At 64.7% G+C, this 13,657-nt stretch carries 10 protein-coding genes; 1 reads left to right on the forward strand and 9 read right to left on the reverse strand.

Going from position 1 to position 13,657, the window contains the following annotated elements; genetic code table 11:
* Positions 1-407: 407 nt before the first annotated feature.
* From VNT00_RS12755 to hutC, 9 genes are all read right to left on the reverse strand, one after another.
* Positions 408-4,079: a hydantoinase B/oxoprolinase family protein gene (locus tag VNT00_RS12755; protein ID WP_325588028.1), complete on the reverse strand. Its 3,672-nt coding sequence runs from the start codon at positions 4,077-4,079 to the stop codon at positions 408-410.
* The gene (locus VNT00_RS12760; protein ID WP_325588030.1) at positions 4,076-4,600 is read right to left on the reverse strand and encodes a winged helix DNA-binding protein; all 525 of its coding nucleotides are present in this window, start codon (positions 4,598-4,600) and stop codon (positions 4,076-4,078) included. The genes VNT00_RS12755 and VNT00_RS12760 overlap by 4 nt, the downstream gene beginning before the upstream one ends.
* Complete coding sequence (locus tag VNT00_RS12765; protein ID WP_325588032.1) at positions 4,593-4,967, reverse strand: 2Fe-2S iron-sulfur cluster-binding protein; 375 nt, start codon at positions 4,965-4,967, stop codon at positions 4,593-4,595. The genes VNT00_RS12760 and VNT00_RS12765 overlap by 8 nt, the downstream gene beginning before the upstream one ends.
* Positions 4,964-6,718, reverse strand: coding sequence for an FAD-binding protein (locus tag VNT00_RS12770; RefSeq protein ID WP_325588034.1), 1,755 nt, complete (start codon positions 6,716-6,718; stop codon positions 4,964-4,966). Before VNT00_RS12770 ends, VNT00_RS12765 begins: the two co-directional genes overlap by 4 nt.
* Positions 6,715-7,437, reverse strand: a complete 723-nt coding sequence (locus tag VNT00_RS12775; RefSeq protein WP_325588036.1) for an ABC transporter ATP-binding protein — start codon at positions 7,435-7,437, stop codon at positions 6,715-6,717. The genes VNT00_RS12770 and VNT00_RS12775 overlap by 4 nt, the downstream gene beginning before the upstream one ends.
* Before the next feature lie 4 nt (positions 7,438-7,441).
* Positions 7,442-8,296: an ABC transporter ATP-binding protein gene (locus VNT00_RS12780; protein WP_414650936.1), complete on the reverse strand. Its 855-nt coding sequence runs from the start codon at positions 8,294-8,296 to the stop codon at positions 7,442-7,444.
* Positions 8,296-10,176: an ABC transporter permease gene (locus tag VNT00_RS12785; protein ID WP_325588040.1), complete on the reverse strand. Its 1,881-nt coding sequence runs from the start codon at positions 10,174-10,176 to the stop codon at positions 8,296-8,298. The genes VNT00_RS12780 and VNT00_RS12785 overlap by 1 nt, the downstream gene beginning before the upstream one ends.
* A 66-nt stretch (positions 10,177-10,242) precedes the next feature.
* A complete protein-coding gene (locus VNT00_RS12790; RefSeq protein ID WP_325588042.1) occupies positions 10,243-11,355 on the reverse strand; it encodes an ABC transporter substrate-binding protein in 1,113 nt (370 codons plus the stop codon).
* A 210-nt stretch (positions 11,356-11,565) separates the two neighbouring features.
* Positions 11,566-12,279: a histidine utilization transcriptional repressor HutC gene (gene hutC, locus VNT00_RS12795; RefSeq protein ID WP_325588044.1), complete on the reverse strand. Its 714-nt coding sequence runs from the start codon at positions 12,277-12,279 to the stop codon at positions 11,566-11,568.
* A gap of 183 nt (positions 12,280-12,462) precedes the next feature.
* Here hutC and VNT00_RS12800 point away from each other — a divergent pair, with 183 nt between their 5' ends.
* On the forward strand, positions 12,463-13,620 hold the full coding sequence (locus tag VNT00_RS12800) for an ABC transporter substrate-binding protein (RefSeq protein WP_325588045.1): 1,158 nt from the start codon (positions 12,463-12,465) through the stop codon (positions 13,618-13,620).
* The last annotated feature ends 37 nt before the right edge of the window (positions 13,621-13,657 follow it).

Here is a 13,657-nt window from a genome sequence, read left to right on the forward strand (position 1 = left end):
ACAGAACTCGGACGAACGGCCAGCCCCCGGCTGGCCGTAAACGCCGTCCTCAAACAGCTGTTCGCTTGCACCCCGAAAACGGCCGCCGCCATGGCTTGCTCCAACTTCGCTTACCGGCACAGGCACGCCACGGCCTCATGATTGCGATTAGTGGCGAAACACCCTTGCAGGTGTGGGAGGGCGGGAAAAGTTTTGGCCGATTTTGAGCAAGCTGGCTGGGCGAGTCAAATCGGGAGGCAAGCGAGCAGTTGTTCGAGCGCAGCGTTTACGGGCAGCCGGGGGCTGCCCGTTCGCGTGAGTTCTGCGAGCGCCCGATTTGGCTTGACCGGGCGGGAAGCTCCGGCGCAGCCGGAGCCGCAGCGATTGAGGCCAAAACTTTTCCCGCCCTCCCGCACCGGGTTAGGAACTCAAAGTTCCTCCCCGTACCCCCCGCCGCCCGGCGTTTCGATTTCGAACATATCGCCTGCCTGCAGCTCCGCCTTGTCGGCATGCTGCAGCGGCTCGATGCGTCCGTCGTTGCGGATGACGCGGGACAGGCCTACCGCACCCGGTTTGCCGCCCGCGGCACCGAAGGCGGGGTGGATCCAGCCGTTGGACAGCAGCGATACCGTCATCGGCTCCAGGAAGCGCAAGGTGCGCACGCCGCCGTTGCCGCCGTGCCAGCGGCCCGCGCCGCCCGAACTCTCGCGGATGATGTAGCGTTCCAGGCGAACCGGGAAGCGCAGTTCCAGCACCTCGGGATCCGTCATGCGCGAATTGGTCATCTGCGTCTGCACCACCGAAGTGCCGTTGAAGCCGCCCACCAGTCGGCCCTCGGCATCGAAGCGGCCGCCCGCCCCCGAGCCGCCCGAGACGGTTTCGTAGTACTGGTAGCGGGCGTTGCCGAACGTCACGTTGTTCATGGTGGGCTGGCTGCCCGCCATGACGCCCAGGGCGCCGTACAGTGCATTCGTCACGCAGCTGGACGTCTCGACATTGCCGGCCACCACCGCCGCCGGATAGCCCGGATTGAGCATCGAATCCTCCGGCACGATGAGCCGTAGCGGCTTCAGCCCGCCTGCATTGATGGGGATGTCGTCGTCCACCATGCTGCGGAACACATACAGCACCGCTGCCGTGGTGACGGCCTTGGGCGCGTTGAAATTATTGGGCAGTTGCGGCGACGTGCCCGTGAAATCCAGCGTCGCGCTGCGCGTTTCGCGATCGACCGTAAGCCGGACCTCGATGCGCGCGCCGTTATCGAGCAGTTGCGTGAAATGCCCGTCCTTGAGCATGGCGATCACCCGCCGCACCGACTCCTCCGCGTTGTCCTGCACATGGCGCATATAAGCGCGCACCACGTCCAGGCCGAAAGCCGCCACCATGTTCAGCAGTTCCTCGCGGCCCTTCTCGTTGGCGGCGATCTGCGCCCGCAGGTCGGCCAGGTTCTGATCGATGTTGCGCGCCGGGTAGCGCGCGCCGGCCAGCAGCTCGCGCATTTCCGCCTCGCGCATGCGCCCGCCTTCCACCAAGCGGAAGTTGGTGATCAGCACACCCTCTTCCTCGATGACCTTGGAGTCGGACGGCATGGAGCCCGGCGTCAGTCCGCCGATATCGGCGTGATGCCCGCGCGAGCCGACGTAAAAGAGAATGTCTTTGCCCGAGTCGTCGAACACCGGCGTGACCACAGTGACGTCGGGCAGGTGCGTGCCGCCCGCGTAGGGGTTGTTCAGCACGAACACATCGCCGTGCCGCAACTGCCCGGCATTGGCCTGGATAATCGCCTGTATGCTGGCGCTCATGGAACCCAGATGCACCGGGATATGCGGCGCGTTGGCCACGAGCTCGCCCTGCGAATCGAAGATGGCGCAGGAAAAATCCAGGCGCTCCTTGATGTTGACCGAATGCGCCGTGTTCTGCAGCCGGTAGCCCATCTGCTCGGCAATCGACATGAACAGGTTGTTGAAGATTTCCAGCATGACCGGGTCGGCGTCCGTGCCCACCGCGAAACGCTGCGGGCGGGGCTCGTACCTTTCCATGACCATGTCGCCGCGCTCCGTCACGCTGGCGCGCCACCCCGCATCGACCAGGGTGGTAGCGTTGGCGTCGCTGATCATGGCCGGCCCGTCGATGGCGTCGCCCGCGCGCAGGTCCACGCTGCGGTACAGCGGGCAATCGCGCCACTGCCCCTCGACATGAATGCTGACCGTGTCGAACGCGGCGGGCGCTTCGCGCCGATCGCCGCCGGATCGCGGCTGCGAGGCGGCGCCGATCCGGCTGGACTCGTCGCCGATGGCCTCGGCCACCGCCGATTCGATCACCAGGCGGCGCTCGGGCATCAGGAACGAAAAACGCTGCAAATAGGCTTTTTCAAAGGCCTCGCGCATGGCCTGCGTGCTGTCCAGCATGACGGGAAGCGCCGTGTCGGTACCTTCGTAGCGCAAATAGAATCGGCTCTCGATCCGGATGATGTCCGGAGAGATTTTTTGGGCCAGAAGATCGTCCCGGGCCGACTGTTCCAAGTCTTGCAGAACTTGGCGCGCGGCGGCTTCGCCGTCGGCGTCCCAGGGCAGCTCGACCGAACGTTCCCGCATGGCCGTGGAAGCCGCCAGGCCCATGCCGTAGGCCGACAGCACACCGGCCAGCGGGTGCGCCAGCACGCGCGGCATGGCGAGTTCGTCGGCCACGCGGCAGGCATGCTGGCCGCCCGCGCCGCCGAAAGTCGTCAAGGTATAGCGGGTGATGTCGTAGCCGCGCTGCACCGAAATGCGCTTGATGGCATTGGCCATATTGGCCACGGCGATATCCAGGAAGCCTTGCGCCAGCTGTTCGCTGGACACCACGCGCCCGGTTGCCTCGGACACTTCTTTGGCCAGTTGCGCGAAGCGCCGGCGCACCACGTCGGCGTCCAGGGGCTGGTCGCCGTGCGGGCCGAACACGCTGGGAAAATGCCTGGGTTGAATGCGGCCCAGCATGACGTTGGCATCGGTCACCGTAAGCGGGCCGCCGCGCCGGTAGCAGGCGGGGCCGGGGTTGGCCCCCGCCGATTCGGGCCCGACGCGCAGGCGCGCGCCGTCGAACTGCAATATGGACCCGCCGCCGGCCGCAACCGTGTGGATGCTCATCATGGGCGCGCGCAGCCGCACGCCCGCCACCAGCGTGTCGAAGGCCCGCTCGTACTCGCCGGCATAATGCGAGACATCGGTAGAGGTGCCGCCCATGTCGAAGCCGATGATGCGGTCGAAACCCGCGGCCCGGGAAATGCCGGCCATGCCGACAATGCCGCCGGCCGGCCCGGACAGCACCGAATCCTTGCCCTGGAAAGTCTGGGCATCGGTAAGCCCGCCGCTGGACTGCATGAACTGCAGGCGCACGCCCGGCAGCGCCTTGGCCACCTGGTCGACGTAACGCCTCAAAACCGGCGACAAATACGCATCGACGACCGTCGTATCGCCGCGCGCGACATAGCGGATCATGGGCGAGACCTGATGCGACACAGAAACCTGGGTGTAGCCCAGGCCCGCCGCCAGGGCCGCCAGCCTGGCCTCGTGCTCGCCATTGCGATAGGCATGCATGAGCACGATGGCGACGGCGGTAAAGCCGCGCCCGCGCGCCTGGCTCAACGCTTCGCGCGCCGCTTCTTCGTCCAGCGGCGCCACGACCGAACCATCCGCGGCCAGGCGCTCATCGACCTCGACCACATCTTCGTGCAGCAGCTCGGGCAGGACGATTTCGCGCTCGAACAGTTTGGGCCGGTTCTGGTAGGCGATGCGCAGCGCATCGCGGAACCCGCGCGTCACCACCAGCAGGACGCGCTCGCCCTTGCGCTCCAGCAGCGCATTGGTAGCCACCGTGGTGCCCATCTTGACGACGTCGATACGTTCGGTGGGCACGGCGTCGCCGGGCTTGACGCCCAGCAATTGGCGTATGCCCTGGACAGCGGCATCGGGGTATTGCTCGGGATTCTCGGACAACAGCTTGGCGGTGGCCAGCTGGCCGTCAGGCCGGCGCGCCACGATGTCGGTAAAGGTGCCCCCCCGGTCGATCCAGAACTGCCAGCGGCCGTCCTCTTCGCGAGCCTTGCTCGCCGCGCCGCTCATAGCGAAGAGGCTGCGCGCGCAGCCTGATCGTACAGCCCCGACAGCATGCGCAGGCGCTCGGCCACTTCGGAAAGCGCATCGTCGTTGGCCAGCTCGCCCTCGACGCCCGGAAACAGGCAGCGTTCGCGCACTTCGCGGAATTTGTCCAGCAATTCGCCGCCTTTTTCGGTCGTGCCGTAGAACACCTCTTTGCCGACCTTCTCGCCGACGACGAGCTTCATCTTCAGCAGTTTCTTGAGCGAATAGCTGATGACGTAGCTGTCTTCGTAGTTGAGGGTGAAGCAGATGTCGGCCAGGCGCTTCTGGCGCTGGCGGTGATGCACATGATGCAGCACCAGGATATCGGTGGAGGCCAGGTCGGATTCGCCGGCGGCGCGCATGCAGCGCACCACCCAGCGGCCGAACGCATTGTTGGCCACGATAAGCCCGAACTCCAGCTCGGACAAGGCCGGATGCAGGCCCGAGGCAAGATGGGCCGAAGACAATATGCGCAGTTGTCCGGGATTGCGCTTGCTACTCATCGTCGTCCTCCTGTTCGCCGGCAAGGCGCTCTTTGACGGGGGCGATTTCGGAAATCAGGTCGCGGATCCGCGCCTTGTTCGCAAGCGGCGCGACACTATGCGTGGCGCCGGGCTGCATGCGGGCGACGCAGGCATACACCACCTTGCCGTCCAGCAGCATCATGCATTCCTTGCAGGCGTTGGCGTTGATGCAGGAATAGCGCAGCGCCAGGGTCGGATCGAGGTGCTCGCGCACCCAGCGCAAGCCGTCCAGCAGCGACGCGGCCGCGCCGGCCGGCAGTTCGTAGCGCTGGATGCGTGTTGCGCCGGCGCCGACGCCTCGCTGCACATCCAGGCAAATCATAGTGGCGTGATTTTCAGTGTTCATGCTTGCCCCACTTGTTCATGGCTTGCCAGGGATTTCGCCTCCTCCGGCGTCAGGCGTTCGACCGCCTGGGTGGCCAGCGTCCACTGGCCGTCGCGCCAGGACAAAGTCTGGTTCAGCGTCCAGCCGTCGTCCAGGCCTGGATAATCGTCGCGCTGATGCGCCCCCCTGCTTTCGCGGCGAGCCAGCGCGCTGCGCGCCACCGCTTCGGCCACCAGCAGCATATTGCGCAGATCCAGGGCATCCACGCGCTCGGGATCCTGCGGGCCGGTGCCGCCGGCCAACGTCTGGCCACAGGTATCGCGCAACTGCGCAATTTCGCGCAAGGCCAGGTTCAGCCCCTCTTCGCTGCGGAATGGCCCGACGTGCGACTGCATGATTTCCTGCAGCCGCGCGATAAAGGCCGCGACATTGGCGCCTGGCGCGGGCGCTTCGCTTTCCTGATCCAGCATGGCCAGCGCCGGGGCGGCCAGCCTGGCGGCCTGCGCCTCGCCGGCCGGCTGCGCCGCCTGGGCGAAAGCCGCCGCCGAACGCCCAGCCTGCAGGCCGAAGGTAATGGCCTCGGTGATGGCGTTGCCCGAAAGGCGATTGGCGCCGTTGGCGCCGCCCACCGCCTCGCCCGCCGCATACAGGCCCGGAATGTCGGTCGCCATGCCGACGTCCACGCGGATTCCTCCCATATGATAGTGCGCAATGGGAGCGACTTCGATGTCGTTTTTGGTAAGGTCGATACCGTTGGCGGCCAGCTTGTCGATGATGGGGCCGAAGGCCTTGCGCAAATCCGCCTCCGGCACGTGCCTGAAGCTGAGGTAGGCGCCCCCGGCGGGCGAGCCGCGGCCGGCCTCGACTTCCTTCAGGATGGCGTAGGTGGCCGCATCGCGCGTTACCGTATAGCCCTGGTTCTCGGCGGCATGGCCGTATTTTTCCACGAACTCTTCGCCCAGGCCGTTCAGCAGGCGGCCGCCAAGCTTGTAGCGGAAAGGATCCCACATGATGGGATCGAAGCCCACCAGGCGCGGGGCCAGATGGCCGATGGGGAAGAACTGCACGAACTCCATGTCGATGAGACGGGCGCCGGCGCGCAAGGCCAGCGCATAGCCGTCCCCGCCCATGTTCAGCGAAGCGCTGTTGCGCTTGTACAAACGGGTCAGACCGCCGGTCGCGATGATGACGGCGCCGGCCCGTATGACCAAGCGCTCGCCGGTGGTCAAATGCAGCGCCACCACGCCCACGGCCCGGCCGCCGTCGATCAGCAGGTCCACCACCAGGATATCGCCCAGCCGCGCGATGCGGTCGTCGCGGGCCACCTGCGTGCGCAGGGTCTTGGCCACGGCCGGGCCGGTGTTGAGGTAGTCCACGTAGACGCAGCGCGGACGGTCGTGGCCCGGCGCATGGGCCTGGGTAAGATGGCCGTCCGCGCGCGCCCAGCCCACGCCCCAGCTGTCCATGAGGCGGATCGAATCGATGCCGCGCTCGCACAGCAGCCTGGCCAGCGGCTCGCTGCACAAGCCACGGCCGGCCTTCAAGGTATCGGCGTAATGATTGCGCCAGTCGTCGGGCGTTTGTTCGCCCAGCGCCACCGCCACGGTCATTTGCGCCATGATGGTGGCGCCGCCCCGGCCTATCAGGCTGCGGTCGGCCATGATCACCCGGCTGCCTGCCTGTGCCGCGGCGATCGCCGCGCTCATGCCCGCGCCGCCGGCGCCGACGATCAATACATCGGTTTCCATATGCACTATGTTTTCTGCGCTCATGCAGCCCCCAGATATGCTTTTTGCACCATGGGATCGGCGGCCAGCTCGGCAGCCGATCCCTTCAAAATGACATGGCCGTGCTGCAGCACGTACGCCCGATCGGCCAGTTCCAGCGCGATGCGCGCGTTCTGCTCGACCAGGAGTATGGTCTGGCCCGCCGCCTTCCAGCGGAACAGCACTTCATAGACCATGTCGACGAATTTGGGCGACAGCCCCATCGACGGCTCGTCGATGCAGATGAGCTTGCCGCGCCGCAGCCAGGCCCGGCCCAGCGCCAGCATTTGCTGCTCGCCGCCCGACAAGGTGCCGGCCGCCTGCTTGCGCCGTTCCGCCAAGCGCGGAAACGACTCGAAGACCTCGGCCAGATCCTTTTCGATCTGTTCCTTCTCCCGGCGCCGCGGATAGGCGCCCATGAGCAGATTCTCGTACACCGACATCTCGGGAAATATCCGGCGCCCTTCCGGCACGCTGGCCACACCCAGGTCGATGACGTCGGGTGCGGACAGGCCCTGGATGGGCCGGCCTTCGAGCACGATGCGCCCGCTCGAGGGCGTCACCAGACCCAGCACCGACTTGAGCGTCGTCGACTTGCCCGACGCATTGCCGCCCAGCACCGACACGACTTCGCCCGCCTGCACATGCAGGCTGACGCCGAACAGCGCCTGCACGGGGCCGTAGTGGACATCGATATCGTCCACCTTTAGAAAGGGAGTATTCATGTCCTTAGCCAAGATGCGCATCCGATGAATTGGGGCGCCGCCGCTCGCGGCCCAGGTAGGCCTCGACGACCTCGGGATGATCCAGCGCATGGTCGGGATCTCCCTGCGCCAGCACTCTGCCCTGGTTCAGCACCATGACGCGGTCGGCCACCTTGCGCACCAGCGACAGCTTGTGCTCGACGACCAGAATGCCCAGCTTGGGCCGCATGCGGCGCAAGGCCAGCAGCAGCTCCGTCAGCTCGGCCGTTTCCGTGGGGTTCATGCCGGCCGCCGGCTCGTCCAGCAGCACGTAATCGGGCTGGCCGGCCAGGACGCGGGCGATCTCGAGCCGGCGCCTATTGGCATACGAAAGGCTGAAGGCGGGCTGGTCCTTGCGCGGCCACAGCCTGTCGCCGAACAACTGCAAGGTTTCCCGCGCAATGTTCTCCTGGTGCTCCACACGGCGGCGCCAGCCGGCCGTGCCGAACAGGGTCGCGCACACTTCGTGCACGACGTTCGTCAGGGTTTTGCCGTGTCCGCCGGACAGCAGGTTGGCCTGAGTGCCCAGCATCACGCTGTCCCACACCGACAGCGCCGGAAACACCCGCGAAGTCTGGAAGCTGCGGCCCACGCCCAACCGGGCGATGCGTTCGGGAGGCAGGCGATCGATGCGCCGCCCATTCAGAAAAATGCGGCCGCTGGAAATGCGGTCGATGCCGCTGATGAGCTGGATGAGCGTGGACTTGCCCGCGCCGTTTGGCCCGACCAGCGCCAGGGTTTCGCCCGGCGCCAGCGCCAGGCTCACGCAGTCCACCGCCGTCACGCCGCTGAAATGGCGTGAAACGTCCTGCACGACCAATCCGTTTTCAATCTGTGCCATCATCGCGCCCCCAGCAAGCCTTGCGGACGCCAGCGCAGCATCAGCAACAGGAGCACGCCGTAGATGATCATGCGCCACTCCGCGAAGGAACGCAGCAGCTCGGGCACGATGGCCATGACGAAACCGGCCAGGGCAGCTCCGGTCAGATTGCCCAGCCCGCCCAGCACCGCCATGGTCAACACCAGCATGGAGGCCGGCACATTGAAGCTGTCGGGGCTGATGACGCTTTGCACATAGGCGAACAAGCCTCCGGCCGAGCCGGCCAGCGCGCCCGACACGGCAAAGCCCAGCATCATGTAGCGGCGCACCGGCAAGCCCGCGGCATGCGCCGCCAGGCGGTCTTCGCGCATGCCGCGCCATACCCGGCCCACGCCCGAATTGACCAGGCGCTGCGCCAGATACAGCCCGACCGCCGCGACCAGGGCAACCAGCCAGTACTTTTGCCCAATGCCGGCCAGGCGCAAGCCGCCCAGCCATTCGAATTGCGGCGCCGGAATGTTCAGGAAGCCCATGGGACCGCGCGTCACCGACAGCCAGGTCATGAAGATCAGGAAAAATATCTGGCCGATGGCCAGCGTGCCCAAGGCGGCGGTGTGGCCGCTGAGCTTGTACAGCGGCAGCGCGGCGATGGCCGCGATGGCGGCCGTCAGGATGGCCGAGGCCGGCAGCACGATCTCGGCCGGCAGGCCGTAAGTATGCGCCAGCACCGCCACCGTATAGGCGCCCACTCCGTAGAACGCCGCATGGCCGATGGACAGCACACCCATCGAGCCCGAAACCAGAGATACGCTGGACGACAGCATGGCGAAAATCATGCCGTACACGACTGCCTGCAACACATAGCCGCTATGCGTCAAAAACGGCAGCAGGGCCAGCACGGCGCCGCACAGCAGGAAGCCCCAGGGCGGCATTTCCCAGACCCGGTGCGCGCTGCGCTGGCTGGACACCGAGGCCAGCAGGCTGGTGCTGGGCATCGAGCCGCCCGCCGCCGAAGCGCCGCCCAGCGCGTCCAGGCGGCGGTCACCCAGCAAACCCTGCGGACGGAAAAGCAAAAACACCAGCAACAGCGAAAACGCCGTCAGGTCGCGGTAGCCTTCGCCGATATAGGCGCTTGCCAGGGTTTCGACCACGCCCAGCAGCATGCCGCCCAACACCGCCCCCGGTATGCTGGTGAGTCCACCCAGCAAGGCGGCCGAAAACCCCTTCAGGCTGAACGGCATGCCCATTTGCGGGAACACGCTTTTGAAATACAAGGCCACGAGAATGCCGCTGATGGCGCCCAGCACCCCGGCCAGCGCAAACGCCAGGCGCCGCACATTGCCTGTGCGCACCCCTAGCTGGGCCGCCGCGTCCCGGTCCTGGGCGGTGGCGCGCACCGTGCGCCCCATCCATGAACCGGCCAGAAACCACGTCAGCGCCAGGGCCGACAAGCCGCCCAGCACGAAGATCAGGATGTCGGTGCTGGTCAGGTAGGCGTTGCCGAAATAAAACGTGACCTCGTCGAAAGGCACGGGAAATGCCTGGCCCTCCGGCGACCAGATGATTTCCGCCAGTTGGTCGACGATAAGGCTGATGGCCAGGGTGGACAGCACGGGCGCAATGTAGGGGCCGTTTTCCAGCGGACGCAGCGCCACCCCTTCGAGCAGCATGCCCAGCACGGCAGCCAGCGCTATCGACGCCAGCGCGGCCAGCCACAGGGGCAGGCCGAAGACGGTCACCCCCGTGAACGCGAAAAAGGCGCCCAGCATGAACAAGCCGCCCTGGGCGAAGTTGATCAGGTTGGAAACGCCGAACACCAGGCTGAAGCCCAGTGCTATCAACGCATAGACCTGGCCAATGGCCAGGCCATTGACGATCTGGCTGAAAAAAAGTTCGATCATAAGAAGACCATGGCGAGGCGGCGTCGGAACGACGCGGCCTCGCCATGTGAGACGTAGTAGGAAGCCTTATTTGAGCAGTTCGAAATGTCCGTCATGCACGGTGATGAAAACCGGATCCTTGTGCACATTGCCGTTTTCATATTTGGTCACGCCCGTCACGCCGTTGTAGGCCGGGCCGTTGGCCAGTTCGTCGCGCACGGCATCGCCGGTAAGCGGCTTGCCGGACTTGATGACGCGGTCGATGGCCGCCAGGCCGACGGCCGTGGCATCGTAGGCCAGGGCGGCGAACAGGTCGGGGGCGCGGCCGTACTTGGCCTTATACGCATCCGTGAAGTCCTTGTGGGCGGGATCCGTCGCAATGAACAAGGTGTGCAGCACCATGCCTTCGGCATCCTTGCCGGCCAGTTGCAGGAACTTGGGCGTGGTCAGAGGAATGCCGCCGCCCACCGGTATGTTCTCGCCGGCCTGGCGCAATTGCTGCAGGAAGATGGCGCCTTCCTGGTAAGGCAGCGCCAGGAACACGCCCTGGGGCTTCAAAGCCTTGATCTTGCTGATGAAGGGGCGGAAGTCGCGCGAATTGGGCTGCACGCTTTCCAGCAGCAGCACCTTGCCGCCGTTCTTCTTGATGATTTCGGCGGTGGCCTTGCCCGTATACACGCCCCAGTCGTCCTGCGAATAAGGAATGACGATGGTTTCGGCCTTGAGCTTTTGCTGGATGGTGGCGGCGTTGTACGCGGCCAGCACGTCATCGGTGTTGTTCTGGCGGAACTGGTACTTGCTTTGCTTGGTAAACGCCGGGTTCGAGGACGTGGGGCTGATTTGCGGGATCTTGGCCTCGGTGAAAATGGGTGCCGCGGCCAGCGAGGCCGTCGTCGACCACGAACCGATGGCCAGCACCACCTTCGAGGCCACCAGCTTGCGCGCCACGGCCGCCGCTTCCTGCGGCGAGTTCCGGTCGTCTTCCACGATGAAGTTCACGGGCCGGCCATCGATGCCGCCCGCGGCTTTGACCTTGTCGAGGTAGAGCTCGGCGCCATTCTTGGAACTTATTCCATATTCGGCGAAATTGCCCGACATATGCGAGAAGAAGCCGACATTGATGGGTTCGGCGGATTGAGCCTGCGCGGCCATGAACACAGGCAGTATCGCTGCCAGAACTGCGGATTTAATCAAACGCATGGAAGTAGCCCTCGAAAAGTTTTAATTTTTATATTAACGTTTAACCAATAATTTACTAACGTATTATATGTAATAAGCACATATGGAATTCAGCTTAGCCGACCCCGCCCGATGCCTTGCCAACGCAACAGCAACCCCAGAGCGGGCATGGCCGGCGCAGCGGCGGAAAGACCCGGGGGTGGAAAATACGCCCGGATGGCAGCTTTTTACTTATAAATTACCGGCGAACTGGTAGCGGCTGCCCGGGTACCACATGACCGCCGTCGAGGCGACCTGGTCCTGGGACAGGGTTTTGCGATGCAGGACCAGGCAAGGCTCCTTAGCGGGAATCTTCAGCATGGCCGCGATCTCGGCCGGGGCCTCCACCGCTTCGATGCTGAAGCTCACCCCCTGCAGCGGCGCCGCCACCATCAGGTATTCATTGGGCGTGGATACCGAGAAATCCTGGCTCATGTAGTCGGGCGCCACCTTCGAATTGACCCAGCGGTCTTCCACCTGGATGGGAACGTTGTTGTCGAAATGGACGATGATGGAATGGAACAGGGCATGGCCGGCCGGCACGTCGAACTGCGCGGTGTGCGGATCCTGGGCCTTGACCTGCTCCAGCAGCCGCACCTGGCTGCTGTGCACGTGGCCCCGCGCGCGCACCTCGTCGGCGATGCTTTTTATGGCCACCAGGGTGGCCTGGTACTTTTGCTGAGCCACATAGGTCCCCGACCCTTGTATCCGGTTGAGGATGCCTTCGGACGTAAGCTCGCGCACCGCGCGGTTGACCGTCATGCGCGACACGCCGAACTGGCGCGCCAGCGTCAGCTCGGACGTGATCACATCCCCTTCGCGCCAATGGCCCGCGTGGATCTGGGCCAGCAAGTAATCCTTGATGCGTTGATAAAACGGTATCTCGGTGTTTTCCCGTATGTCCAAAATGTCTCCATCGAAATCGCCATAGCGGGCGATCCAGAAAATTAACTTAGTTTGCCCGGGTTCTTGTGTCAATGCACAAAACTTCCCGAAAAATCTCTTTGCAAAAGTTGTATAGACAAATTATCATAAAAATACAAAAGCTGGAAAACACCTGAATTCGGACAACTCAAGGAGACAGAACAAATGGTTCACTTCAAATCCAGGCAATTGGTGGCCGCACTGGCCGTATGCTCGGCCTTTGCCGCGCCGTCGGCCTTCGCCGACATCAAGATCGGCTTCAACGCGCCGCTGACCGGCTTTGCCGCTTTCGACGGCAATTCGGCCCTGGTCGGCGCCAAGCTGGCCGTGTCGGACGCCAACGCCAAAGGCGGCATCAACGGCGAGAAACTGGAACTGGTTGTCTATGACGACCAGGCCTCGGCCAAGGAAGCCACCCCCGTCGCCACCAAGCTGGTCGAGAAAGACCAGGTCGTCGGCGCGGTGTCCGGCTCGTATTCGGCAGCCACCCGCGCCACGGCCGGCATCTTCCAGAGCGCAGGCGTTCCCTACGTCGTGGCCTACGCCATCGACCCCAGCGTGACCCGCACCGGCGACTACATGTTCCGGGTTTCGGCCATGGGCGACGTCCAGGGCCGCGGCGGCGCCAAGCTGGTCAGCAACCTGGGCAAAAAGCGCGTCGTCCTGCTGACCCTGAAGAACGACTTCGGCCAGACCCTGGCCGCCGGCTTCAAGGACGCTGCTCCCAAGTTCAAGCTCGACATCGTCAACGAATACGAATACGGCATCAAGGACCGGCAATTCGGCGCGCTGATCGCCAAGATCAAGTCCGACAACCCCGAAGTCATCTACGCCTCCGGCTACTACTTCAACGCCGGCCCCCTCATTTCCCAGCTTCGCGCTTCCGGCGTCACCGTTCCCGTCATCGGCCAGGAAGGCTACGACGGCGAAAAATTCATTGAAATCGCCGGCCCGGCCGCCGAAGGCACGCTGATCACCACCTCGCTCGACCGCGATTCGGACTCTCCCGTTACCCAGTCTTTCCTGAAAGAGTTCCGCCAAAGCGCGGGATACGGCGCGGACATGGTCGGCGCTTCGTCCTACAGCGCTACCGCCATTCTCATCGAGGGGCTGCGCAAGACCAACGGCAAGGGCGGAGCGGCCCTGCGCGATGCCATCGCCGCCGGCACCTACGAGATGCCCATCGGCAAGCTGACCTTCAACGACCTGCACGAAGTCAACAAAGACGTACAGGTCCAGATCGTCAAGGACAAAGCCTGGCATCGGCATTCCGTCATTCACGACCCCGAGCTGCTGGCCGCGCCGACAAAGGCCGGCAAATAAAGCCCCCGCCCCGTTCCGCGCGACCGGGGCCGCACGC

It is taken from the genome of Eoetvoesiella sp., assembly GCF_035555955.1.
Taxonomy (GTDB): domain Bacteria; phylum Pseudomonadota; class Gammaproteobacteria; order Burkholderiales; family Burkholderiaceae_B; genus Eoetvoesia.